The following is a 22,568-nucleotide window of genomic DNA, read 5'->3' as shown; positions in this document are numbered from 1 at the left end:
CAAAATTCGAAACGAGACCAACAGCCGTGAAAGGTTCTACACACGCCCGCCGTTCCCGATCGCGCCGTCCGCAAACGACCGCATCACTGATTTTTCTCGCCGCGCTGACTGCCCTGAGCACTCAGCCCCAGCGCGCTGCTGCGCAAACGGCAAACGGGGGCACCGCTGCAAAGGCCAGTGCTGCGATTGACGTCAACGTGCCAGCGCAGTCGTTGTCCGACGCGCTCGTGCTCCTCGGGCGTCAGGCCAATCTGCAACTTTTCTTTTCCCCTGACCTGGTGAGCGGCAAGACCGCCCCCACGGTTCGCGGCACCATGACCGCCGAGTCCGCACTGTCCGCGCTGCTTCAGAACAGCGGCATCGCCTACCGCCGCAGCGGGAATCAGGGCTACACGCTGGTCGCCGCTCCTGAGAAGAAAGCCGAGACGCCCACCGCCGCGCCCGCGATTCCTCTGGCGTTGGCCCCGGTCGAAGTGACGGCGTCGCGTACGTCGAGCGATCTTGTTCGGCCGACGCGTCAGGTAACGGTCATCGAACGCGCCGAGCTCGACGAGCTTAAAGCCGCCTCGGGCACCCTCGCGACGGTGCTGGCCAAAGTGGTGCCAGGCATGGCCGACTCCAGCCGCACGGTCACGGATTACGGGCAGACGCTTCGCGGACGCGGCATGCTGGTGTTGCTCGACGGTGTGCCGCTGAACACCAACCGCGACTCGTCGCGCAATCTCGCCAACGTCGATCCGGCGTTGGTGGAACGCATCGAGGTCTTGCGCGGCAGTAGCTCCATTTATGGTGGGGGTGCGACAGGCGGTATCGTCTCGATCACCACGCGGCCCGCCGGGGGTGAGCCCAAAGCCGACACCACCGTCTCGTTGACTTCGCCGCTGTCGCGACTGCGCGCAGACGGCCTGAGTGCCGACATTCAGCAGCACTTCTCCGGCAGCCACGACATGATCGACTATGCGCTCGATGTCGGTGGCCGTCGAATCGGCAACAGCTACGACGCGCGCGGCAATCGCATCGCCCCCGAGCCGAGCCAGGGCGACCTGTTCTCATCGAACAACTACAACATCGGCGGCAAACTCGGGCTGCGTTTCGCCCCGGACCAGCGTGTGCTGTTGTCGGTCAGCCATATCAACTCGTCGCAGGATACGCGCTACGCGTCGGACCCTTCCGTGGCCCGCCTGCCTGCAGGCAGCGTGCCCGCACGCGGCATTGACGGACTTCAGCTCGACGAGCAGAACCAGATTCGCAATACGCTCGTGAATCTGGAGTACGAACACCGCGACCTGCTGGGCAGTCAGCTTTCGGCACAGTTCTACTACCGCGATTACTTCACCCGATTTACGCCCTTCGATGCGCGTGCCGTGGCCACACGCGGGGCGAACGTCGATCAGACGTCGCAGGATTCCACCGTCTTCGGCAGTCGTCTGACAATCAAGACACCGTTTGGCACGCAGAAGAAGACACGACTCGTCTGGGGCATGGACTTCGAGCAGGAAAAGAGCGATATGCCACTCGATATCTTCGACCCAAAGCTATATGACGCGAGCGGCGGCCGCGTCTTCCGCAAGATTGGCGAAGCCACGTATCTGCCGCCGCTCACCACGCGAAGTCTGGGGGGGTTCGCGCAGCTTCAGCACAAGTTCAACGATCACTGGTCGACGGAAGGTGGCCTTCGCTACCAGTACGCGACGGCGAGCTTCAACGACTTCGTGCCGCTATCGCAGTCGAAAGTCGCGAATCCCGTTGGCGTGAAAGGCGGCACGGTCGACTATAGCGCCGTTCTCGGCAATCTCGGTGTGACGTACTCGCCGGTCAAAGGCCACGAGTTCTACGCCGCATTCAGTCAGGGCTTCAGCCTGCCGGACATCGGCGTGCAGGTGCGTAACGCGCGACCGGGCTTCGACATCAATTCGTCGGACCTGCGTCCGGTCAAGACGAACAACTACGAGTTGGGATGGCGCGGTGTCTTCGGCAACACGCTCACGTCGCTTGCCGTGTTCTACACGACGTCGGATCTCGGCGACGTGCAGAGCTTCAATAACGGCCTGATCCTCACGCGTACGGCGGAACATATCTTCGGCGTCGAAGGTGCCGCGGACTACCTGTCGGAAGACGAGCGCTGGGGGCTGGGCGGAACGTTCACCTGGATGCAGGGCCGTGAAACGCCGCAAGGCGCGAACAGCCAGGACATGAGCGGCTACCGTATTCCGCCGCTCAAACTCACGGGTTATGTCCAGTTCAAACCCACGCCGAAGTGGAGCAATCGCCTTCAGGTCACGTACTTTTCCGCACGCGACTACCGTCTGAACGGCGTGAACGGTTTCGGCCGGATGGACACGACCAGCTACACGACGGTCGACGTGATCAGCCGCTACGAAGTCACGAAGAACGACACCGCGACCCTCGGCATACAGAACCTGTTCAACCGGTATGGAGCGGCCCCATGAAACACCGGACACAGCGACCCACTTACAATAACGGGTAGGCATAAGACTGTGTTTTTGACTAACACCAAGCAGGAAGTGATGGAAGTGTTGACGGGCCCAGAGCGCCGGCGTCGCTGGACGGCGGAGCAGAAACTGTCGATGGTTCGCGAGAGTTTCGAACCGGGAAAATCGGTTTCAATGGTCGCGCGCCATTACGGCGTGAACCCGAACCAGCTATTCCACTGGCGCAAGCTGTACCAGGACGGTAGCCTGTCAGCGGTCAAGGCTGGCGAAGAAGTGGTTCCGGCATCGGAGTTGGCTGATGCGCTCAAGCAGATTCGCGAGCTGCAACGGATGCTCGGCAAAAAAACAATGGAGAACGAGATTCTCCGGGAAGCAGTTGAATACAGCCGAGCAAAAAAATGGATAGCGCACTCGCCCTTGCTGCCGGAGGACGGCCAGTGAAACTGGTCTGTGAAGTTCTCGGCGTGTCGCGCTCGAACGTATCGGCACGACTGTCGCGTCCGGCGACGTGGCGCGATGGCCGGCAATCAAGGCCGACCGACGACGAAACTGTAGTCGAGGAAATCCGCCGTGTCGTCGGCGATTTGCCCAGCTATGGCTACCGGCGGGTTTGGGGCACGTTGCGCAACGAGCGCGTTGCAGTTGGACTGGCGCCGTTCAATGCCAAGCGCATTTATCGCATCATGCGAACGCATGGGCTGCTGACGCAGCGCCGACCGATTGCGCCGCGAGCCCACCGTCGACATGATGGCAAAGTGGCCGTCGCGCGCAGCAATCAGCGATGGTGCTCGGACGGCTTCGAGTTCCGCTGCGACAACGGCGAGCCGCTGCGTGTGACGTTTGCGCTGGATTGCTGCGACCGAGAAGCGATGAGCTGGGCGGCGACGACAGCAGGCCACAGCGGCGACATTGTGCGCGACGTGATGCTGGCCGCAGTGGAAAATCGGTTCGGCAACGAGGTGCATACGCCGTCCGAAATCGAGTGGCTGAGCGACAATGGTTCGGGCTATACGGCTGACGATACGCGCCGGTTTGCGATGAACATCGGACTAAAGCCATTGACCACGCCCGTGTGCAGTCCGCAAAGTAACGGCATGGCCGAGAGCTTCGTGAAAACGATGAAGCGCGACTACGTCGCCTTCATGCCGAAGCCGGATGCTGCAACCGCTGCTCACAATCTGGCCATTGCATTTGAGCATTACAACGAGAAGCACCCCCATAGCGCGCTGAAATACCGCTCGCCTCGCGAGTTCCGGCGCTCGATGGATTCAGCAACCTTAGTGTGATGGTGTGTCCGGTTTTACAGGGTCAACTCCACGGTACTACTACCCGCTTTACAGCCAGCTGATGCGTAACAGCAACAACACGAGCCACTTGCCCGCACCCGGCATCACGCTCACCGCCACGTACCAGCACCGCTGGTAATCAGGAGGCGAGGTGTGCGGTCCTCCGGGACGGCACACCCCCAGCGCTGGCGATCACGACAGTCGAGATCACGCGGTAAGCTCGTGTATGACCGTATCGATCGCCCATCGACAGCCAAGCGATCAGTGACTCTGCGCCGCCGTTTGCATCCGCTTGCGCTCGGCGTCGCTCAGGCTGCGCCACACTGCAGGGTCGACCTTGCCGCCCATGCCGAGAATCTGCACCGGGCTCGACGCATCGTACCGATAGTCTGCGCCGTAGCGCGTCGCGCGCCGCGCGCCGCCGTTGGCCGCCGACGGCTTGGCTTGCGCGTCGCCCCGCGAACCCTGCGCATCGCGATGACCCCGATGACTGCCATCTCGCCAAACGCTCAGAGCCACGTCGACTCCATGGCGACGTGAGTCGCGCCCGTAGGTGGCGACGCATCGGACATGTGCGCCCTGACGACCGTCTCCTCGTCGCCATGACACGACGACGCGCCCACGACCTGCTCCAGCAGCGCCGCGCTCCAATGCTGATACAGCAGCAACAGGCGATACGCCGCGCGTGCCGGTGTCGCACCGCCGCTTTCCCATCCGTCGCCTGTCCAGCGTTGGCCCCACGGATTCTCGGCGGGACGCAGGCTCAGGTAGCTCAGCCCATCGCCACATGACGCATGACACGGCACGTCGAACTCGCCGCACGCCACCGTGATCTGGCTGGCCGACAAGTCTCGTGCAGAGGCGAGTAAGCACTCGCATAACATCGGATGTGACGCGATCTTCGCCAGCAGCGGCGTGTCGCAGTGCCGCGCCAGTTGTGTGACACGCGTGGCGCGGCGCTGTACCGTTGCGATGTCCTCCGGTGCGACGTCCGCCAATCGCGTGGACAACACCTCCCAACGTTGCGTCAGTGTTCGGGCGTCGATCGTGAACGCTTCGTTACGCGCCCACGTGCCGAGCAGACTCGTCACCGCGCGACAGGAGTCGAGCATCAGCCCGGCCACGCGCAGGATGCCGCGAGACGCGTCGGTCGTGGACGACGGGCCGGAGAACCACGATGGCACCCACAGCCCCAGACGCGCGGGCGGCACCGCCGAGTTGGCGAACGTGAAGAGCGTTGCGACGTCGCGCGCACGCGTCAGGTTGCTCAACGTGCCACGCCACGACGTTTGCGGCGTCGCCGGTAGTAATGCGCACGCTTCGAGCAAACGGCAACCGGCGTCCATGCGTTTGAGGATTTCATCCACCGCGTGATGACGGATCAAGGTCGGGGAACCGAGCGACTGTGTGAGTACCCCCTTCACCCCTTCGAAGGCCAGTAACGACCAGTCGGCCCACGGCACGTCGAACGGCGTGTTGGCGGTCGCGATGCCGCGAGCGGTGTGCTGCGACGCTTCATCGTCGGCATCCCGCTCGCGATACAGAAACGCGGCAATCACGGCGAGCAACGACAGATTGCCGACGAGCGACAGGGCATCACGTGCCGCGCGAAAGTGCCATCCTCTGCGGCCGGTCGCGGCAAGGGTGTCCAGCCACGCGGCGATGTCGGCACCGATACGTTCGATGCTCGCGTGCGCTGCGCTCGCGACATCGTCATCACGAGCATCGTGAGTGGGCGCCAACATCGCATCGACCTGCTGCCTGCTCTGTGCGAGACGCGCGTCGCGTGCGTGGGCCAGATCGAACTCCTTGCGGTAGAAGTGCTGACACGGTCCGCTCGTCAGCCAGAGCCCGGCCCACGCGTGCGCGAATGCCTTCGACAGTCGTGGATCGGGGCGTCGCGTTGCGGTGTGCCCGCTAACGTGTCCATGCAATTGTGCGTTCAGCCGCTCATGACGCGCCGCATTCGACGCCTGCGCGAGCCGCGTGCCGAAGTCGGCCCGTTCGGCACGACGATACGCCGCGTCCTCGCGCATGCCCGCCAGCCCGATCTCCGCGTCGGCGCGCGCGCTCATTCCCAAACCCGGCCCCCAATCCGGCCCCCGGCCCCTATCCCCGGAACATTGCTGGTACCACATCGCATCCCCCTGCCAGAACGTCGCCGGTCACACCGGCAAACCGCCGACTATAGGCAGACGACAACGAACGCGCGGCGTCCTGTCGGGCGGATACGCGGGAATGCTCCGGAATACCGACGATGTCACGCGTCGTACGATGCCCTCCATCGACACCCCAGCGAGCGCCCACTTACGCAGTTTGTGCATGTTGGGCGGGACAAGCCGATCGCGTCTCCTCTCGCCAAGTGCCAATGCGTCGCGGTAGACTTTCGCCACACTGACGTCTGCGGTCGTCCCGGGCACTCCGGCGAGCGCCCACTTCGCTGAATCGATATGTCTACCCACACACCTGCTCAACCGTCCGTTGCTTCGACTTCGGCACCTGCCTCGCCTGCTTCCGTGGCGCAAGGGCTCCCGCTTGTTGCGCTAACGCCCGACGACATCCCGCTGGGCGAAGCCCTGCCCTGGGCCATCGTCGAGCGCAATGGCGAGCCGCTGCTGGCCGAAGGCGATATCGTGCCGACACAAGCGGGCCGAGACTGGCTGTTCTCGTCGTTCGCGCCGCATCGCGTGGCCACGCTCGGGCAAGACGACGCGGTGGCCGTCGCGCCCACCGATGCAGCGCCCGCGACGCAAGCACCCACTGACAACGCGGTGACGGCCAGCGGTGTGGCGTCACCGCAGTACGGACTCACCGACCTCAATCTGCGTCCCGGCGACTGGCTGCAAATTCAGTTGCCGCCCGGTGCCGGATCGCAGCGGGTACGCACGCGCGTGATCGGTCACGCGCCCAATCAGATGCTCTTCGTCACGGCCCCCACCGGTCGCGCCGCGCCGCCAACGCTGCAAGCCAGCGAGCGCCTCGAACTGTGGACGTTCTCCGGCGAAGACATCTATCACTTCGTCTGCACGGTCGAGCGCGTCGAGCGCACGCCGTTCGATTACGTCGTGTTGTCGGCACCGGCGCAAATCCGTCGCAAGGTGCTGCGCCGCTCGCAACGCGTGCCCGCCAAACTGGTCGTGTCCGTGAGCGCGGCGCAGACGCGGCATCTGGCATTGCTTCAGGACGTGAGCGCCGAAGGCGTTTCGCTGCTCGCCGACACGCCGCTGGGTGTCCCCGGCGACAGCGTGCAACTGGCGTTCCGCGTGCGTGTGGGCGACATCGACATGCCCATCGAAGCGACGGGCACGATTCGCGGCGTGCAACAAGGCGACGACGGCCATCTGCACGGCATCGAACTGCCGGTGCTCGAACCGTCGCACTACGTGGCGCTCAAGTGCTACGTATACGAGCGCCTGCTGGCGCTCGGGGGTGCCTGATGGCCAAGCCGAAGGCACCGGAGGCCGAGCGCCCGCGCACCCTCGCCAGTCAGACACTCTTTCGCGGTCTCGATATCGTGGAAGCGGTGGCCGCAGGCATCGACACCGTGCCCGCGCTCTCGGCGCACACGGGCATCACGTCGTCGACAACGCATCGCATTGCGTCGGCCCTGGTGCATGCGGGGTATTTGCGTTTCGAACCGCGTCGCGGTTATCGGCTCGGCAACAAGCTCATCGAACTGGGCTTTCTCGCCTATCGTCAGATCGACCTGCCGCGCGTTGCGCGCCCGGCGCTCGAAGCACTCGCGAGCGAGACGCAGGATACGGTGCATCTCGCGGTCGCCGACGGCTGGGAAGTCATGTACCTCGACAAGCTCCCCGGTCAGCGCGCTATCGAGATCAGCTCGCGTATCGGCGGTCGTAAGCCGATTTGCGTCACGGGCGTCGGTAAGGCGTTGCTGCTCGATCAGGACGAGGCCGCGTGGCAGGCGCAGCTTGAGCACTATCAGTCGCGGGTGTCCTCGCATCCGGTCGATGCGGCGGCATGGCTCGCGCGCATGCACGACTATGCGCGTCTGGGCTACGCATTCGATCTCGAAGACGATACGCCACAGATCCGATGTGTCGCCGCCCCCATCTACGACGCGAGCCAGCGCATCGTCGCGGCCATCAGCGTGTCGAGCACGACCAAGTACATGAGCCGCGAGCGCATGCTGGAACTCGTGCCGAGCGTGAAGAACGCGGCAGCGCAGATCAGCCGTCAGTTGGGCTGGTCAGGCGATACGCGGGGATAAGTGCGACGGTAGGTGCGACGACAAGCGCAATGGTAAGCGCGGGCACAAAAAAACCGGCCCCGTCTGACGAGGGGCCGGTATCGGCACGGAGATGCCGCTAAGGCGTTACGCAGCGCGACGCTTAATCAAGTCGAGCGCGACGTCGACGATCATGTCTTCCTGACCGCCCACCATACGACGCTGGCCCAGTTCCACCAGAATGTCGACGGTCTTGAGGTCATAGCGCGACGCAGCGGCTTCTGCATGACGCAGGAAGCTCGAATACACACCAGCGTAGCCGAGTGCCAGCGTCTCGCGATCCACGCGCACGGCGCGGTCCTGCAACGGACGCACGATGTCGTCGGCCGCATCCATCAGCGTGTACAGATCGCAGCCGTGGTTCCAGCCCAGGCGAGACGCCGCCGCGATGAACACTTCCAGCGGGGCGTTGCCTGCACCCGCCCCCATGCCCGCCAGACTCGCGTCGATACGATCGCACCCCTCTTCCACGGCAACGATGGAGTTCGCCACGCCGAGGCTCAGGTTGTGGTGCGCGTGCATGCCGGTCAGTGTTTCGGGCTTGAGCACGTCCTTGAACGCACGGAAGCGATCGCGCACGTCGTTCATGCCTAGCGCGCCGCCCGAGTCCACCACGTAGATGCACTGCGCGCCGTACGACTCCATCAGCTTGGCCTGCTCGGCCAGATGCTGCGGCGTGGTCATGTGGCTCATCATCAGGAAGCCGACGGTGTCCATGCCCAACTCACGCGCGTAGGCGATGTGCTGACGGGAGACGTCCGCCTCCGTGCAGTGCGTGGCGATACGCACCACGCGCGCACCGGCGTCATAGGCTTCACGCAGGTCGTGTACGGTGCCCACGCCCGGCAGCAACAGCGTCGCGACCTTGGCGTGCGTGACGGTCTCGGCCACGGCGGCGATCCATTCGAGATCGGTGTGCGCGCCGAAGCCGTAGTTGAAGCTCGACCCGGCGAGACCGTCGCCGTGAGCCACTTCGATGGAATCGACCTTGGCTTTATCGAGCGCCGCGGCAATCGCCTTCACGTTGGCGATGCTGTACTGGTGACGAATCGCGTGGCTGCCGTCGCGCAGCGTCACGTCGGAGATATAGAGCTTTTTCTGGGTCATGATGAGGTGTGTCTCCTGAGAGCGCGTGCGACGTTCAGGCCGCGAGCGCCAGGCGGGTGGCGGCGATGCGGTCGGCACAGGCCAGCGCGGCGCTGGTCATGATGTCGAGATTGCCCGCGTAGGCCGGCAGATAGTGCGCAGCCCCTTCCACTTCGAGGAATACCGAGGTCTTCAGACCCGTGAGCTTGCCCAGACCCGGCACGTTGAGCGGACGCGAGGCGTCGAACAACTCGAACTGCACCTTCTGCTTGAGACGGTAGCCCGGCACGTAAGCGTGCACCTTGTCGACCATCGCCTGAATGCTGGCTTCGATGGCAGCCTGGTCACCCGGCTCCGACAGCACGAACACCGTGTCGCGCATGATGAGCGGCGGCTCGGCCGGATTCAGCACGATGATCGCCTTGCCGCGCGACGCGCCGCCCAGCACTTCGATCGCCTTGGACGTCGTTTCCGTGAACTCGTCGATGTTGGCACGCGTGCCCGGTCCGGCCGACTTGCTGGAAATCGAGGCGACGATTTCTGCGTAGTGGACCTTTGCGACCTGCGAGATCGCAGCGACCATCGGGATCGTGGCCTGACCGCCGCACGTCACCATGTTGATGTTGCGGGCGTCCAGATGGGCGTCGAGGTTGATCGACGGAATCACGTACGGGCCAATCGCCGCCGGCGTCAGATCGATCACCTGCACGCCGCGCGCCTGCAACAACTCGTTGTGATGTGCGTGCGCTTTCGCCGACGTCGCGTCGAAGGCGATGCGAATCTCCTCGAAGCCGGGCATCGCCAGCAGCCCATCGATGCCGCCAGCGGTCACGGGCACGCCGAGGCGCTCGGCGCGCGCCAGACCGTCGGAGGCCGGGTCGATACCGACCATCGCGCCCATTTCCAGATGCTCGCTGTTGCGCATCACCTTGATCATCAGGTCGGTGCCGATATTGCCCGAGCCAATGATCGCCACTTTCTGTTTGCGTCGTTCCGTCACTGTCGTCTCCTGAACGTGTCCGTCCACCGGTATGAGGCGCATCGTAATTCCGCTCGAACTCAAATGTCAATATGTAAACATTGATCTCATATTTTGAGATTTACAAAATCGACGGTTTATCCACATTTTTTGTTCACAAGCCCGTTGATAACTTGCGGAAAAGCATCGCAAGTGACTGATCCGACAAGGAAGATTTCTCGCGCGCGAAAGTTGTGCCACTTGCTCCCAAACGAGGCGTAACGCGGGCTTCACGCGCGCTTCGTTATCCACAGAATCTGTTTGCAAGCCAGTGGACAACTCGCGGATAGCTTGTTCAAGTGCTTGATCGGAAGGGGGAAAAACGTCGCGCGCAATTGCTGCGCCATGACGTGAGCACGTCGGGAAATTTCCCATGTCGAGTGCGATGTCGTCGGGTCGCCTATGTGCATCGTCGTGTTATCCACAGAAATTGTTCACAACCCAGTGAATAACGCGTCGATATCCGCAGTATCCCGTTGACGCAAAAGGACTTCTTTATAGAGCAGCAGGTTCGGTCAACACCTGCTCCCGCAACGGGCGGTCTTGCGAGATCGGGTGAAAAAGCGTGAGAGGACGAACTTTCGCGTTTTCAGCGCGGTCTAGAGAGCAGTTTCCGGGAACACCGGATTCACGTTCCGGTGACGCACGCGAGTTCGATTCGCGGCCGCCCCGGACGCTCGCTCGACGCCGACGCTCGCGACCGGCACGTTTTTTCGCATCAGGTTCACTCAACCATGACCACGCCCCCCACAGTCACCGGGCGGCTCGCGCCATCGATTTCACTCGCACCGCTTGCCCCACTTCCCCGGACGTTTCACCACCACGCACTCAGCCTGAGTCCGCCTCTTCGTGCGCTGCTTGGATCGCTCGCCTCGCAGCCGTCTCATGCGTCGCGGGCCTCGCATGCGTCGCGCTTTGCCCGCGTCTTTTCGATGACGTCGCTGCGCATCGCCTTTGCCCTCGCCTCGCTCACGCCGCTTGTCGCGCACGCCAACGATGCTCCCGGCGTCATCTCGACGTGGACGGGCGCCATTGCCGACGAGTTTCGGGAGATCGCGACCGAAGGGGCGAGCGAGCTTTACGTGCCGCTGCACACCCATCATCTGCGCTTCGCGTACACAAGCGAAAAGATCGCGCAGTACAACGAAAACCCGTGGGGTCTGGGCTATGGACGCGTACTCTCGGACGGCAAGAACGGCTCGCGCATGCTCTATGCGATGGCCTTCAAGGACTCGCACAACGACTGGTCGCCGATGGCGGGCTATGGACGCATCTGGAACGTCGCGAACGCGGGGCCGGTGCGATTCGGCCTGGGCTACACCGTCTTCCTGATGTCGCGCTCCGACACGCTCGGCGGCGTGCCCTTCCCGGCTGCACTGCCGTTGGCCGAAGCGGGTCTCGGACGCGCCGCCGTCGCCACCGCCTATGTTCCGGGCGGCAAGGGCAACGGCAACGTGCTGTTCATCTTCGGGCGCTATACGTTCGGCAAGCCGGGCTGATTTTCAGCCGCCCCATCTCCCGACACGTCCATCGGCGGCATGGTGCGCGCGCACCATGCCCCGAAGCCTGCGATATAACAGTACGCCAGCGCGGGCACCAGAAACGACAGCACGATCCCAACGCCATCGGCCAGCGCCCCTTGCAGATAAGGCAGGATCGCGCCGCCCACGATGGCCATGCAAATCAGCCCGCCGCCTTCGCTCACACGCGCGCCAAGTCCGCCAACCGATAACGAGAAGATCGTCGGGAACATGATGGCGTTGCCCAGACCACATGCCAGCAGCAGCCACATGGCAATCGCGCCCGGCAACGTCAGCGCCGCGAGAATCAGCATCAGGTTGTAGAGTGCGCACAGGCAGAGCAGCTTGCCCGGCGACACCTTGCGCAGCAGCCACGCACCTGCGAAACGGCCCACCATCGCCCCGCCCCAATAGAACGCCAGATAGCGGCTCGCATGCGCGTGATCGACGATACCTGTCCCCGTGTGCGTCAGATAGACGATCAGAAAACTTCCGATGCTGACTTCCGCGCCAACATAAAGAAATAGCGCCACGATGCCGTAACGCAAGGGACGGTGTGACAACAGGCTGCGAACGTTACCGAGCAATCCGGGCGATGCGGCGGTGTCCGCGCGCTGCTCCGGCAACGTCAGACGCCACAGCACAACACCGCCGAGCGCCAGCACTGCCGCGAGCAAGCCATACGGGCCACGTACGCTGTCCACCGCGTGACCCGTCGCCTCCGCGGCCTGCGGCGCGAGTATCCAGAGCGCCGCGAGCGGGGGGCCGACGGTCGTGCCCAGCGAATTGAACGCCTGCACCAGCGTGAGACGGCTCGCCGCTTCGCCGCGCGAGCCGAGCGTCTCGACGTAGGCGTTCACGGCGACCTGAAGCAACGTGATGCCGCTTGCTAGCACGAAGAGCGCCGCGAGAAAGCACGGGTACGAGACGAGCGCCGCCGCCGGGAAAAACAGGGCGCAGCCGAGGCCCGCCAGCCAGAGCGACGTGGCCAGCGCGCGCCGGTAGCCCACACGGGCGGTGTACTGCCCCGCCGGGTAAGACACCACGAAGTACGCAGCAAAGAAGCTCGATTGGATCAGCGCTGCATCGCGGTACGTCAGATCGAAGGCCGCCTTGAAGTGCGGCACCAGAATATCGTTCAGCGACGTAATGAGCCCCATTGCGAAGAAGAGCGCGGCGAGCATCGCGAGCACGCGATTCGCGGAAGGCATGGGAGAAGCAGAGGAAGAAACAGAGAAAGCAGAACCGGAAGCAGGTGAAGGCGTGCGGGAAGCGGAAGCGGGCTTGGAAGCGCGCTCAGAAGCGCGCTCAGAAGCGGGAGCGGAAGCGGAATCGCCGGGGTCGCGCGGGCGGTCGACAGGCATGCAGGGTCTCCAGTGGACAACGGCAGAGCACGTTGAAAACACCATGAAGGGGGGCCGGTTTGCGCAGTGTAGACCGCACTATCGATGCCGGGATACGAGCGGAATCCGAATTTTGCGTGACGTCACGATGTCGCGCGCCCCCTCGTCATCCATCGAACAGGGCCCCTTCTTCCGTGTTTTTCGCCGCTTTCGGCTATTGTCAGCCGACGTCTTTTGATTGACTATCCGCAGCATAGAACATGCCGCGACATTGGGGAAACAACATGCGGGGCTTCAAGTTTATGGGATTAGCGACGGGTTGGCTCGTCGCGGGCGCACTCGGCGCGGCCGGTCACGCTCAGGCACAGACCGCCGGCACCTCGCGTGCGCCGGTCGCCGCGTGTAACTGCGCGCAGATCATCGCCGACTGTTCGGCGTCGGTATCCGTATTTCCGACGCGCGCCATCAACGGCGTGTTTTCCGCCGACGTCACGCTGATGACGGACGCGCCCTCCTGCGCCAAGGTCGATTACCAGCTCGACGACACGCCCTATGTCACGATTCTGCGTGACGGCACACAAGGCGGTCAGCGTCTGTACGGCACGCGCCCGCTGACCCGCAACAGTCTTTCGCACATGTCGTGCCACGTGTGTGCGGCCGCCGCAGCGCCCGTGCCGAACGACGGCCTCGGCGCCGACATGGCACGCGTCGACGGCGCGTCGGGCACGTTCAGCGTTGCGCCCGCGCCGACCGCCCCTGTGACCTCGTCCCCCGCTGCACCGGCAGTGAGCACCTATGCGCCGCCAGCGACCGCGACGCAAAACGCGAGCATCGCAGCGACGGCACGGCAGGACACGCCGCTGCCGAGCACCATCGGCGACACCGCAGGACTGAACGCCGTGAACGCTGCGGGCACGTCCGAATCCCCGGAAGTCGCCCGCGATGTGGCCGCGATCAATGCCCCCGCACCTGCGGGTACGACGCTTGTGACGCCGCCGATTCCGCCAGGCGCCGTCGCCATGCAGACCAACGCACCGGCGCCGTTGCGCCTGGTCAATCCGTCGGGACGCTGGCGCGGTCTGTGCACCAACGCACCGCCCTGGTGGGGACTGTTCGGCAAGTCGATGACGCGTCTGATGGCGCTCGCACTCAACGGTTCGCAAGTGACGGGTAGCGTCGACGACGTCGAACCCAATGTTCACACCACGGTGCAGGGCACGCTCGCGGGCGATCGTCTGCAACTCGCGGGCAGCTACGGAGCGAAGCACGACATCACTTTCGGCCCCGACGGCACCACACTCACCGACGCCTGGTGCAACGACGACGGCCGCTGCGAAACCTGCGAAATGCAGCGTTTCTAAGGGTTTCGCGACGATTGAGCCTTCGCGCGAAGCGGCGCTTGCATCGAATCATCCGGCAGACGCCGCGCAAAAATCACGTAAAAATTCGCGTCGAAAAATGCGCTGAAAGGCGGGCAAAAACCGGACAACCGATTCGCCGTCGCAGGAAGAAATTCCCGGCACGTGAAAGCAGCGAATCGAAAAGTCGCGATTTTCGCCGCTCAGCCTTGTGCGGCAAGCGCGCAACATAATGCGCGCACTACTCGCACAAAGCGATTTCTTAGGTAGAATCGTCGGCGCAGCAAGACGTATCATTCGGGTGGCCGTTCTCCGACGGCACTTTCTTATTCTCATCGATTGGATCGATATGGCAACGGCAAAGAAAGCAGCAGCAAAGAAGGCCCCTGCGGCGAAGAAGGCTCCGGTAGCAAAGAAGGCGCCGGCAGCGAAAAAGGCAGCAGCACCGAAGGCAGCCCCGAAGGCTGCTCCGAAGGCAGCCGCCAAGATTTCGCCGATCAAGGAAGCACTCAACAAGACCCAGCTCGCAGCACACATCGCCGAAACTTCGGCTGTCGCCGTCAAGGACGTCAAGGCTGTGCTCGCCGCTCTCGAAACCACGATCGTCAGCGCACTGCACAAGAAGGGCGCAGGCGAATTCACGCTGCACGGCCTGTTCAAGGTCACGTCGCAACAAATCGCTGCCAAGGCGAAGCGTTTCGGCAAGGACCCGTTCACGGGTGAAGAGCGTTGGTTCCCGGCAAAGCCGGCTTCGGTGCGCGTGAAGGTTCGCCCGCTGAAGAAGGTCAAGGACGCCGCTCAGTAAGTCTTGCCATCGCGTTGCCGTGCGCTTCACGGCGGCGCGAATCGACAGGATCTGACGCTCGTCACGGAAGACGGTGCCGATACTTCGGCACCGTTTTTTTTCGCCCTGACGTCGGACGTTCGTCGGACATTCACCGCGCCGCGACGACTGACTTCGTCGTCCTCAGCAATGCGCGCAGCATGCATCGGCCCTCTTGCACGAAGGGTTTTCTCTGGGGTTTTTGCTGAGTGGACGCATCCGGAACCGACCGCTAACATCGCTCGGGACACGACGCGTCGTGACAAGGCTCGGCACGGCACGCCCCCCTCGCTCGCCGACGACGTCCTCGCGAACTCAGGAGATCCGTTCATGACCCGCAAGTTTTCGCGTCACCCGGTAAGTCGCCAGCCATCGCTATCGCGTTCGTCGCATCCGGCCGATCATCCGAATTCTCTCGACGCTGCCGACGTCAGGTCGCGTCGCAATTTCCTCACCACCCTCGGCGTTGCTGCAATGCCTGCCGGTTTCGTCGGCTCGCTGGGCGGCACGCTCGGCAGTCTGCTCACAGGCACCGCCTCGTTTTTCGTGACGCCCGCACATGCGCAAACCGTGGCCGACATCAAGAAGAAGGGCACGATCAACGTCGGCATGCTGATCGACTTTCCGCCGTATGGCACGACTAACGCGCAGGCACAGCCCGACGGCTACGACGCCGACGTCGCCAAGCTGCTCGCCCACGATCTCGGCGTGAAGGTGAACATCATGCCGGTGACAGGCCCGAACCGGATTCCGTATCTGCTCTCGGGAAAAGTGGACGTGCTCGTCGCATCGCTCGCGATCACGCCCGAACGCGCCAAACAGGTGCAGTTCTCGAAACCGTACGCGGCCGCGACGATCCTGCTGCTCGGCAAGAAAGGCACGTCCATCAAGTCCGCCGCCGATCTGAAAGGGCTGCGGGTGAGCGTGGCGCGCGCGAGTACGCAAGGCACTGCCGTCACGAAGACAGCGCCGCCGGGCACCGAAATCCGCCGCTTCGACGATGATGCGGCTGCCATGCAAGCGCTGCTCTCCGGTCAGGTCGATGCCATCGGCTGCTCGGTGACGGTCGCGAACGTCATCAACACGCGCGCGCCGGACCAGTTCGAACCGAAGTTCAATTTGCTGCAACAAGCGATGGGCATCGCACTGCGTCAGAATCAGCCGGAGCTGCTCGCCAGCGTCAACGACTTCGTCACGCGCAATACCGCCAACGGCGAACTGAACAAGCTCTATCGAAAGTGGCTTCAGACGGATCTGCCGTCTTTGCAGTAAGTCCCTCTCCTCGCACTCCACCGCTTCCACTTTCATCGCCCTTCGGCCGGGATATGCCCGGCGATCGGCGGTGCACCTCCGTCGCCCCGCCCCACTGTCGAAATAGCGATTTCGATATAGTTTTCGAACAGTCTCGTCACGCAACGCACTATCGGAAAGTCGGCTACATCCTTACACCACGGGACTTTCCACCCTTCCCGCGCATGTCGCTGCAAAAATAATTTTGCTTTCGATGCAATTTAGATATATCGTAAACACATCTTAACTGCATCGATAAGGAGTCGCATCATGCGTGGATCACGTGGCGATTTCATGGGCCGAGGCCCTATGGACCTGGACAGAATGGATTTTGGCGACGAACGACGCGGTGGGCGTCATGGACGGCGCGGCGGTAGTGACGGTTTTGGCGCACGCGAGGGCGAACGCCGTGGTGAGCGCTCGGAGCGCGGCGGTCGTGGGGGACGTGGAGGCGGCCGTCTCTTCAGCCATGGCGGTCTGCGTCTCGTGTTGCTGCACCTGATTTCGCAGCAACCGCGTCACGGCTACGAGTTGATCAAAGCCATCGAAGAAAGTGTAAACGGCACCTACAGCCCGAGCGCTGGCGTGGTCTACCCGACCCTCACGCTGCTGGAGGAAATGGGCTACATCCGGGTGCAGGAAAACACCGGCGACAGTCAGCGCAAGTCGTATGAGATCACCGACACCGGCCGCGAATATCTGGCCGAGAACGAGGACGCCGTCACCGAACTGCTGGCACGACTGGCGACCCGTCGCGAGCGCTCGGAGGACATGCCTGCGCAAGTCATGCGCGCGCTGCACAACTTCAAATATGCCGTGCATTTGCGTCTGGGCGCGGAGCCGCTCACGACCGAACAGGCCAACGCTTTTGCCGCGATTCTCGACGCGGCCGCACAACAACTGGAGCGACTCTGATGCAAGACAACGCTGCACCGAACGTCACCCTTGATCGCACGCCGCAGCGCGTGCGCCATGAACTCCGATTCCGTCTGCTCGAAGTGCGCAGCGTCGAAGCACTCACGCCGCATATGTTGCGCGTGACGCTCGGTGGCGAGGATCTGGAAGGCTTCAACAGCCCGGGCTTCGACGATCACGTCAAACTGTTCTTCCCGAACCCGGAAACCGGCGAACTAGTGGTGCCGCAGATCGGCCCTGAAGGCACGGCGAAGCCCGCGCCGGGCGACGCGCCGCGTCTCATGCGCGATTACACGCCGCGCCAGTACGACGCCGTGTCGAAAACGCTCGTGATCGATTTCGCGATGCACGAGTCGGGCCCGGCCACGCAATGGGCGCGCTCGGCCAAACCGGGCGACAAGCTCGGTGTCGGCGGCCCGCGCGGCTCCTTCGTCATTCCGATGAACTTCGACGGTTACGTGCTGATCGGCGACGATACGGCGCTGCCCGCGATCTCACGGCGTCTGGCCGAGTTGCCCGCCGGCGCCATGGTTTTCGTCTTCGCTGAAATCGACGGTCCCGCCGACCGCCTGCGCTTCACGAGCGAAGCCGACGTGGTCGTGGAATGGATCTATCGCGAGGGCGCCCCTGCCGGTCAGAGCACCGCACTGATCGACGCCCTTGAGGTCGCGAGCCTGCCCGCAGGCGATCTGCATGTCTGGGTGGCAGCCGAAGCAGGCGTCGCGAAGGCCGTACGCCGCCATCTGGTCGAAGTGCGCGGGCTCAATCCGAAATGGGTGAAGGCCGCTGCTTATTGGCGGCGCGGCGACGCGGCCGTCCACGAAAACCTGGACGACTGACGTCACGCCGGGGGTGCGGCTCCCCCCCCCCCCCCTCGCGACCACCGTTAGTTGCGCACTCCGTTCGTCCCTTTGGAGAAATTCCCTGCCGTCTTTCGGAATTGCCTGATAGAAATGCCAGGAACAAATTCCGACTATGAAAACGCGCCCGGGGATGTCGAATTCCGGCACCCGGAGGGCGGTTCACCCATAGGGGGTACGACGACATGGAGCAACGCAAACGACACGACGGTTTCGAACGTTGGGCGGCGGGCGCGACGGCGCGTCAGGCCGGACGGGACGACGCCCGCTGGCGTGTGTTTCGCGCGCCGGAGCAGGCGGACTTTCACGGGTTCGTCGTCTGGTGCTACACGCAGGGTGTGTTTCTTGGGCAGGAATTCGACCGGCGCACCGACACCATCACGCACTGCTATGTGCGTAACGGCGCGTGGGCTGTGCAGTTCGATTCGTTCAGCGAAGCCTGCGAGCGCGCCTTCGACATTCACGCGCCCACGCTGATTCTCTATGCACCCGAGCGCAACGGCAGCGTCTTCGTCACCAGCACGGAGCAATAGGCTGTCCCCGGCGTAATGCATCGTGCTCATCGTGCGCATCGCGTGCAGAACTCTCTGGAACACACCTGAACACACCTGAGCACACATTCCGCCCGGTCAACCCGTACTGCACCGAAACGACACCGGCCAGCCGAATCGCTGACCGGTGTTTTTTTACGCGTAGTTGCGGATGTCGTCGATTTCGGTCTGACCGAAGTCGTCGCGCTCGGTCAGCGCCAGAATGCGCCGGGCGACATCTTCCGGCGACGACAGCTTGCCGCTCGCCTTGAGATCCTGAAAACGTGCCAACGCCGGGAAGCTCTCGACGCTGCTGCTGCGAATCGTCTCCTGCATGCCGGTGTCGACCACGCCCGGGGCCAGCGAAATCGCCTGGACGCCCTGCTCGCGATGCTCGGCATTGACCACGCGCGTATACATATCCAGCGCCGCCTTCGTCGAACAGTAGACGGCCCACCCGGCATTCGGGTTACGGCCCGCGCCCGACGAGATGTTCACGATCTGGCGCTTAGCCGTCAGCCCCTGCGTGGCGGCGAGAAAGCGCGACGTGAGCAACATGACGGACGTCACGTTAAGCGCGAACGCCGCACCGATGGCCGCCGGGTCATTCAGCGCCGCCGAGTTGGCGACCGGGTGCACCGTGCCTGCATTATTAATGAGCAGGTACCGACCGGCGTCGCGCGGCAGCGAGGCGAAGATGCGCTCGGCCGTCTGGGCGGCAGCCGCGGTATCGGCGAGATCGACGGCGATCTGTTCTAGCTTGACGCCCTTTTCACTGGCCAGCGCGGCAAGTTCGTCGTCCGTGCGGCGTGCCAGCGTCACAAGCTGGGTACCCGGCGCGAGCAAACCGCGCGCGAGCGACGCGCCGAGACCACGGGACGCACCGGTAAGAATGGCAATCGTTTGGGACATTGGGAGAAGTGCGGTCGGAAGACACCGCAAAAATAAGCGACGGAATCGCCATTATCCGCGCATCGCCTGAATGCCGCTATCCCGACCAAAAGTCGTTTTTTACGGCAAAACGGCTGGGATTAGGCACAACGCGGTGCGTCAAAAGGACGCCGGACGGCTCTAAAGCGAAATAGAGTATTGCGGAATATAATCGCGAACTCGGAACGCCTATCGCCTAACGTAGTAATTAGGGGTATTTGCAGACCCTTCGGAACACTCAGCCCGCAGTGCAGCGTAAGGTTTATCGCGCGTCAATGCCCTGAACCACCAAGGTTGTCGCGGTAAGTACAGGTGTTTTAAGTGCACTGCACATCACCGCTTTATGGGTATATATTCCCCCCTCATGGAAACGATACCGAAAATCATTTCGGCGCCTGCTGCTGCATCGGCCACAAGTAAAACCGTACGTCCCGTGCCGCCGCGCCCACGTCAATACGACGCCCGCCTTGCGCGCTGGCTGGTCACGCCGCTCGTTAATACAGCGGTTACGCCGAATCACCTCACGACGATTCGTCTGATCGTGGGGCTCGCGTGCGCCTGGGCGTTCGCCAAGGGCGGCTATGCGATGGCCAATCTCGGCGCGCTGCTGCTCGTGCTCTCGAACTTCATCGACCACACAGATGGCGAGCTTGCCCGCATTAGCGGCAAGACGAGCCGGGTCGGACACTTCTACGACCTCGCGTCGGACGCTTTCGTCACGGTGCTGTTGTTCGGCGGCATCGGCATGGGCGTCGACGCGATGGCCCCGGGTCAATTCCCGCTGCCCGTCCCCCTGTCGGCCGCGGCGCTCGGCTGGATCGCCGGCTTCGCCGTCGCGCTGATCTTCTTCCTGCGCATGCGCATCGAGGAGCGCGTGGGCAAGGCCGGGACCAAGCAGGCCGCCGTCGGCGGCTTCGAGACAGAAGACGTGCTGTACCTGATGCCGCTCGTCACGCTGTTCGACGGCACGCGCGGCTTCCTGATCGCCGCTGCCATCGGCGCGCCGCTCTTCGCATTGCTGGTCGTTGCCGATTACGTGCGCGTGATGCGCCGCCCCCTGCCGGTGAAGACCGAGGCGGAAACAACCGAGACGAGTCCGGCAGCCGCACCGGTCGTCGCGCTGGCGCCCGCCGCGTTTGCCGCAGACGCCGAGATCGAACGCGCGCTCGACGCAGTGGACTTCGATGGTGTCACGCGCGAGTTCAAGTCGCAGGACGCCTTCGTCTATATGGAGAAGTTCCTGCCGCGCTCGGTCACGGAGCAACTGATCGCCGCTGCGCGCGCCGTCACGCCGAGCGTGAACCGCAACTATCTGCCCGGTCACAAGCAGGGGGGCAGTGTGAGCCGTCATACGCTCGACGAGTTGGCCCCGTTCGTCGCCGAGTTGTACCGCTCGCCCGCACTGATCGGCTTCCTGGAGCGGCTGGCCGGCGAGAAGCTGCTGCCGTCGCCACAGGAAGATCCGCATGCGTATGCGCTGTATTACTACACGCGTCCGGGCGACCACATCGGCTGGCACTATGACACGTCCTATTACGAGGGCCGCCGCTACACGCTTCTGCTCGGCGTGGTGGACCAATCGAGCTGCAAACTCGAATACCGGCTGCACACGCGCAATCCCGGCGTCGCGCAAGTCGACGGCGCTGTGGCGTATCCGCCGGGCGCGCTGGTGTTCTTCGACGGGGACAAGCTGCATCACCGGATCACGCCGCTCGGCGATAACGAGGAGCGTATTTCGCTCACGTTCGAGTATGTGACCGACCCGCGCATGGGCACCTGGCAGCGCTTCATCTCGAATATGAAGGACGCTGTTGCCTACTTCGGTTTCCGGCAAGTGTTTCGTCAGATTTTTGGACGGACGAAACGCTAAATGAACCGGACCGCCATCGTCTCACTCACCCTCGGTTTCGCCCTTTTCGTCGCCCTGCTGATCTGGCAGGGCACGGGATCGGTGATGTCCACGCTCGCGGCTGCCGGCTGGGGCCTGCTGCCCATCGCCGCCTTCCACCTCGTGCCGCTGGTGCTCGACGCCGCCGCCATTCAGGTGTTTGTGTCGAAGTCGTGCACGCTCGGGCGCGCCACGCTCACGCGCTGGGTCGGCGAATCGGTCAACAGCCTGCTGCCCGCCGGGCAGATCGGCGGTCCGATCGCAATGGTGCGTCAAATGAAACAACGCGGCATGGCCGGTCGCGAAGCGGCCGCCGCCATCACCGTCAGCACCACGCTGCAAGCCGTGGCGCAGATCGTCTTCGCGCTGCTGGGACTGGCCGTGTTCGGCATCAGCGCGACGCAGAGCACCAGCGACAGCCTGTGGCTGCCGATGTTGCTCGCGACGGCGCTCGTCTCCGCCCTGCTCTACGCGTTCTATGTCGCGCAGCGTCGTGGTCTCTTCGGCTGGGCGTTCCGCATGCTCTCGAAGATGTCGTCCAAGCGCGACTGGTCGTCGTTGCTCGACCGTGCGGATGCCGTCGACGAGATCGTGCAGCGCATGTACGGCCATCGCCGTCAGGTACTCGCCAGTTTTCTGCTCAGCCTCGTGGGCTGGATCGTCGGCACCGTCGAAGTCTGGCTGATCCTGCAATTCATCGGGCATCCGGTGAGCTGGGTCGACGCGCTGCTGCTGGAAAGTCTCGGGCAGGCGATTCGTGGTGCTGCCTTCTTCGTGCCGGGTTCGCTCGGCGTGCAGGAAGGCGGTTACCTGCTGCTCGCCCCGCTCGTGGGTCTGCCGGCCGATGCCGCGCTGGCCCTGTCGCTGGCCAAACGTACGCGCGAGCTGCTGCTCGGCGTGCCGGGCCTCGTCTATCTGCATTTCTCCGAACGTGGCTGGCGTCGTCAGCGCGCTGCGCAACAAAGCGTGTCGCTGCCTGCTGCCACGGATACTGCACCGCTCTAAAGAAGGATATCGAC

The 22,568-nt window shown here is 63.6% G+C and carries 19 protein-coding genes and 1 pseudogene; 14 read left to right on the top strand and 6 right to left on the bottom strand.

All coding sequences use genetic code 11. The features are described from left to right. The first annotated feature begins 185 nt into the window (after positions 1-185). Both MB84_RS07230 and MB84_RS07220 read left to right on the top strand, forming a co-directional pair. Positions 186-2,450 carry a TonB-dependent receptor gene (locus MB84_RS07230; RefSeq protein ID WP_425415904.1) on the top strand — a complete coding sequence of 755 codons (2,265 nt, stop codon included), beginning with the start codon at positions 186-188 and terminating at the stop codon, positions 2,448-2,450. Positions 2,451-2,528: 78 nt separating this feature from the next. Further along, positions 2,529-3,739, top strand: a protein-coding gene (locus MB84_RS07220; protein ID WP_157122856.1) for an IS3 family transposase whose coding sequence is annotated in 2 segments (ribosomal slippage) — positions 2,529-2,844 and positions 2,844-3,739 — 1,212 coding nt in all. Because the reading frame shifts where the segments join, the coding sequence is not laid out codon by codon here. A gap of 261 nt (positions 3,740-4,000) precedes the next feature. On the opposite strand, the gene MB84_RS07215 is transcribed toward MB84_RS07220, so the two are convergent. Then, the gene (locus MB84_RS07215; protein ID WP_046291286.1) at positions 4,001-4,258 is read right to left on the bottom strand and encodes a hypothetical protein; all 258 of its coding nucleotides are present in this window, start codon (positions 4,256-4,258) and stop codon (positions 4,001-4,003) included. Next, complete coding sequence (locus MB84_RS07210) at positions 4,249-5,814, bottom strand: hypothetical protein (RefSeq protein WP_052653024.1); 1,566 nt, start codon at positions 5,812-5,814, stop codon at positions 4,249-4,251. The genes MB84_RS07215 and MB84_RS07210 overlap by 10 nt, the downstream gene beginning before the upstream one ends. Positions 5,815-6,255: 441 nt before the next feature. Here MB84_RS07210 and MB84_RS07205 point away from each other — a divergent pair, with 441 nt between their 5' ends. Both MB84_RS07205 and MB84_RS07200 read left to right on the top strand, forming a co-directional pair. Continuing rightward, positions 6,256-7,176, top strand: coding sequence for a flagellar brake protein (locus tag MB84_RS07205; protein ID WP_046291283.1), 921 nt, complete (start codon positions 6,256-6,258; stop codon positions 7,174-7,176). Continuing rightward, entirely contained in the window at positions 7,176-7,970 is a 795-nt protein-coding gene (locus MB84_RS07200; protein ID WP_046291282.1) for an IclR family transcriptional regulator, read from the top strand. The genes MB84_RS07205 and MB84_RS07200 overlap by 1 nt, the downstream gene beginning before the upstream one ends. 105 nt (positions 7,971-8,075) lie before the next feature. On the opposite strand, the gene dmpG is transcribed toward MB84_RS07200, so the two are convergent. Beyond that, the gene (gene dmpG, locus MB84_RS07195) at positions 8,076-9,095 is read right to left on the bottom strand and encodes a 4-hydroxy-2-oxovalerate aldolase (protein WP_046293522.1); all 1,020 of its coding nucleotides are present in this window, start codon (positions 9,093-9,095) and stop codon (positions 8,076-8,078) included. 34 nt (positions 9,096-9,129) lie between these two features. After that, positions 9,130-10,116 (bottom strand): acetaldehyde dehydrogenase (acetylating), encoded by a 987-nt coding sequence (locus MB84_RS07190; protein ID WP_211279355.1) that lies wholly within the window; start codon positions 10,114-10,116, stop codon positions 9,130-9,132. 908 nt (positions 10,117-11,024) lie between these two features. Here MB84_RS07190 and pagP point away from each other — a divergent pair. Then, positions 11,025-11,591, top strand: a complete 567-nt coding sequence (gene pagP, locus MB84_RS07185; protein ID WP_046291281.1) for a lipid IV(A) palmitoyltransferase PagP — start codon at positions 11,025-11,027, stop codon at positions 11,589-11,591. Here pagP and MB84_RS07180 read toward each other — a convergent pair. Continuing rightward, the gene (locus MB84_RS07180; protein WP_046291280.1) at positions 11,567-12,823 is read right to left on the bottom strand and encodes a sugar MFS transporter; all 1,257 of its coding nucleotides are present in this window, start codon (positions 12,821-12,823) and stop codon (positions 11,567-11,569) included. The two genes, pagP and MB84_RS07180, sit on opposite strands and share 25 nt — an antisense overlap. Positions 12,824-13,239: 416 nt before the next feature. Between MB84_RS07180 and MB84_RS07175 the strand changes: the two genes are divergently transcribed. From MB84_RS07175 to MB84_RS07150, 6 genes are all read left to right on the top strand, one after another. Beyond that, positions 13,240-14,316, top strand: a complete 1,077-nt coding sequence (locus MB84_RS07175) for a hypothetical protein (RefSeq protein ID WP_046291279.1) — start codon at positions 13,240-13,242, stop codon at positions 14,314-14,316. 346 nt (positions 14,317-14,662) lie between these two features. Continuing rightward, positions 14,663-15,118: an HU family DNA-binding protein gene (locus MB84_RS07170; protein ID WP_046293520.1), complete on the top strand. Its 456-nt coding sequence runs from the start codon at positions 14,663-14,665 to the stop codon at positions 15,116-15,118. Between the two features lie 492 nt (positions 15,119-15,610). After that, positions 15,611-16,408 (top strand): transporter substrate-binding domain-containing protein, encoded by a 798-nt coding sequence (locus tag MB84_RS07165; protein WP_046293519.1) that lies wholly within the window; start codon positions 15,611-15,613, stop codon positions 16,406-16,408. 327 nt (positions 16,409-16,735) lie between these two features. Beyond that, the gene (locus tag MB84_RS07160) at positions 16,736-17,341 is read left to right on the top strand and encodes a PadR family transcriptional regulator (RefSeq protein ID WP_245725502.1); all 606 of its coding nucleotides are present in this window, start codon (positions 16,736-16,738) and stop codon (positions 17,339-17,341) included. Then, entirely contained in the window at positions 17,341-18,180 is an 840-nt protein-coding gene (locus tag MB84_RS07155) for a siderophore-interacting protein (protein WP_046291277.1), read from the top strand. Before MB84_RS07160 ends, MB84_RS07155 begins: the two co-directional genes overlap by 1 nt. A gap of 206 nt (positions 18,181-18,386) precedes the next feature. Continuing rightward, positions 18,387-18,734 carry a hypothetical protein gene (locus MB84_RS07150; RefSeq protein WP_039399723.1) on the top strand — a complete coding sequence of 116 codons (348 nt, stop codon included), beginning with the start codon at positions 18,387-18,389 and terminating at the stop codon, positions 18,732-18,734. A gap of 153 nt (positions 18,735-18,887) precedes the next feature. On the opposite strand, the gene MB84_RS07145 is transcribed toward MB84_RS07150, so the two are convergent. Next, complete coding sequence (locus MB84_RS07145; RefSeq protein WP_046291276.1) at positions 18,888-19,643, bottom strand: SDR family oxidoreductase; 756 nt, start codon at positions 19,641-19,643, stop codon at positions 18,888-18,890. 382 nt (positions 19,644-20,025) lie between these two features. Between MB84_RS07145 and MB84_RS31585 the strand changes: the two are divergent. The 3 genes and pseudogenes from MB84_RS31585 to MB84_RS07135 all read left to right on the top strand — a co-directional run. Continuing rightward, positions 20,026-20,742: pseudogene (locus MB84_RS31585) on the top strand (CDP-alcohol phosphatidyltransferase family protein); the annotation flags it as partial. Continuing rightward, positions 20,725-21,531: a HalD/BesD family halogenase gene (locus tag MB84_RS30720; RefSeq protein ID WP_425415903.1), complete on the top strand. Its 807-nt coding sequence runs from the start codon at positions 20,725-20,727 to the stop codon at positions 21,529-21,531. The pseudogene MB84_RS31585 and the gene MB84_RS30720, both read left to right, overlap by 18 nt. Further along, positions 21,532-22,554, top strand: a complete 1,023-nt coding sequence (locus MB84_RS07135; RefSeq protein WP_046291275.1) for a flippase-like domain-containing protein — start codon at positions 21,532-21,534, stop codon at positions 22,552-22,554. Positions 22,555-22,568: the final 14 nt, after the last annotated feature.

It is taken from the genome of Pandoraea oxalativorans, from assembly GCF_000972785.3.
Classification (GTDB): domain Bacteria; phylum Pseudomonadota; class Gammaproteobacteria; order Burkholderiales; family Burkholderiaceae; genus Pandoraea; species Pandoraea oxalativorans.
The sequence above is the reverse complement of the archived record's forward strand: the minus strand, read 5'-3'. Positions and strand labels throughout refer to the sequence as shown.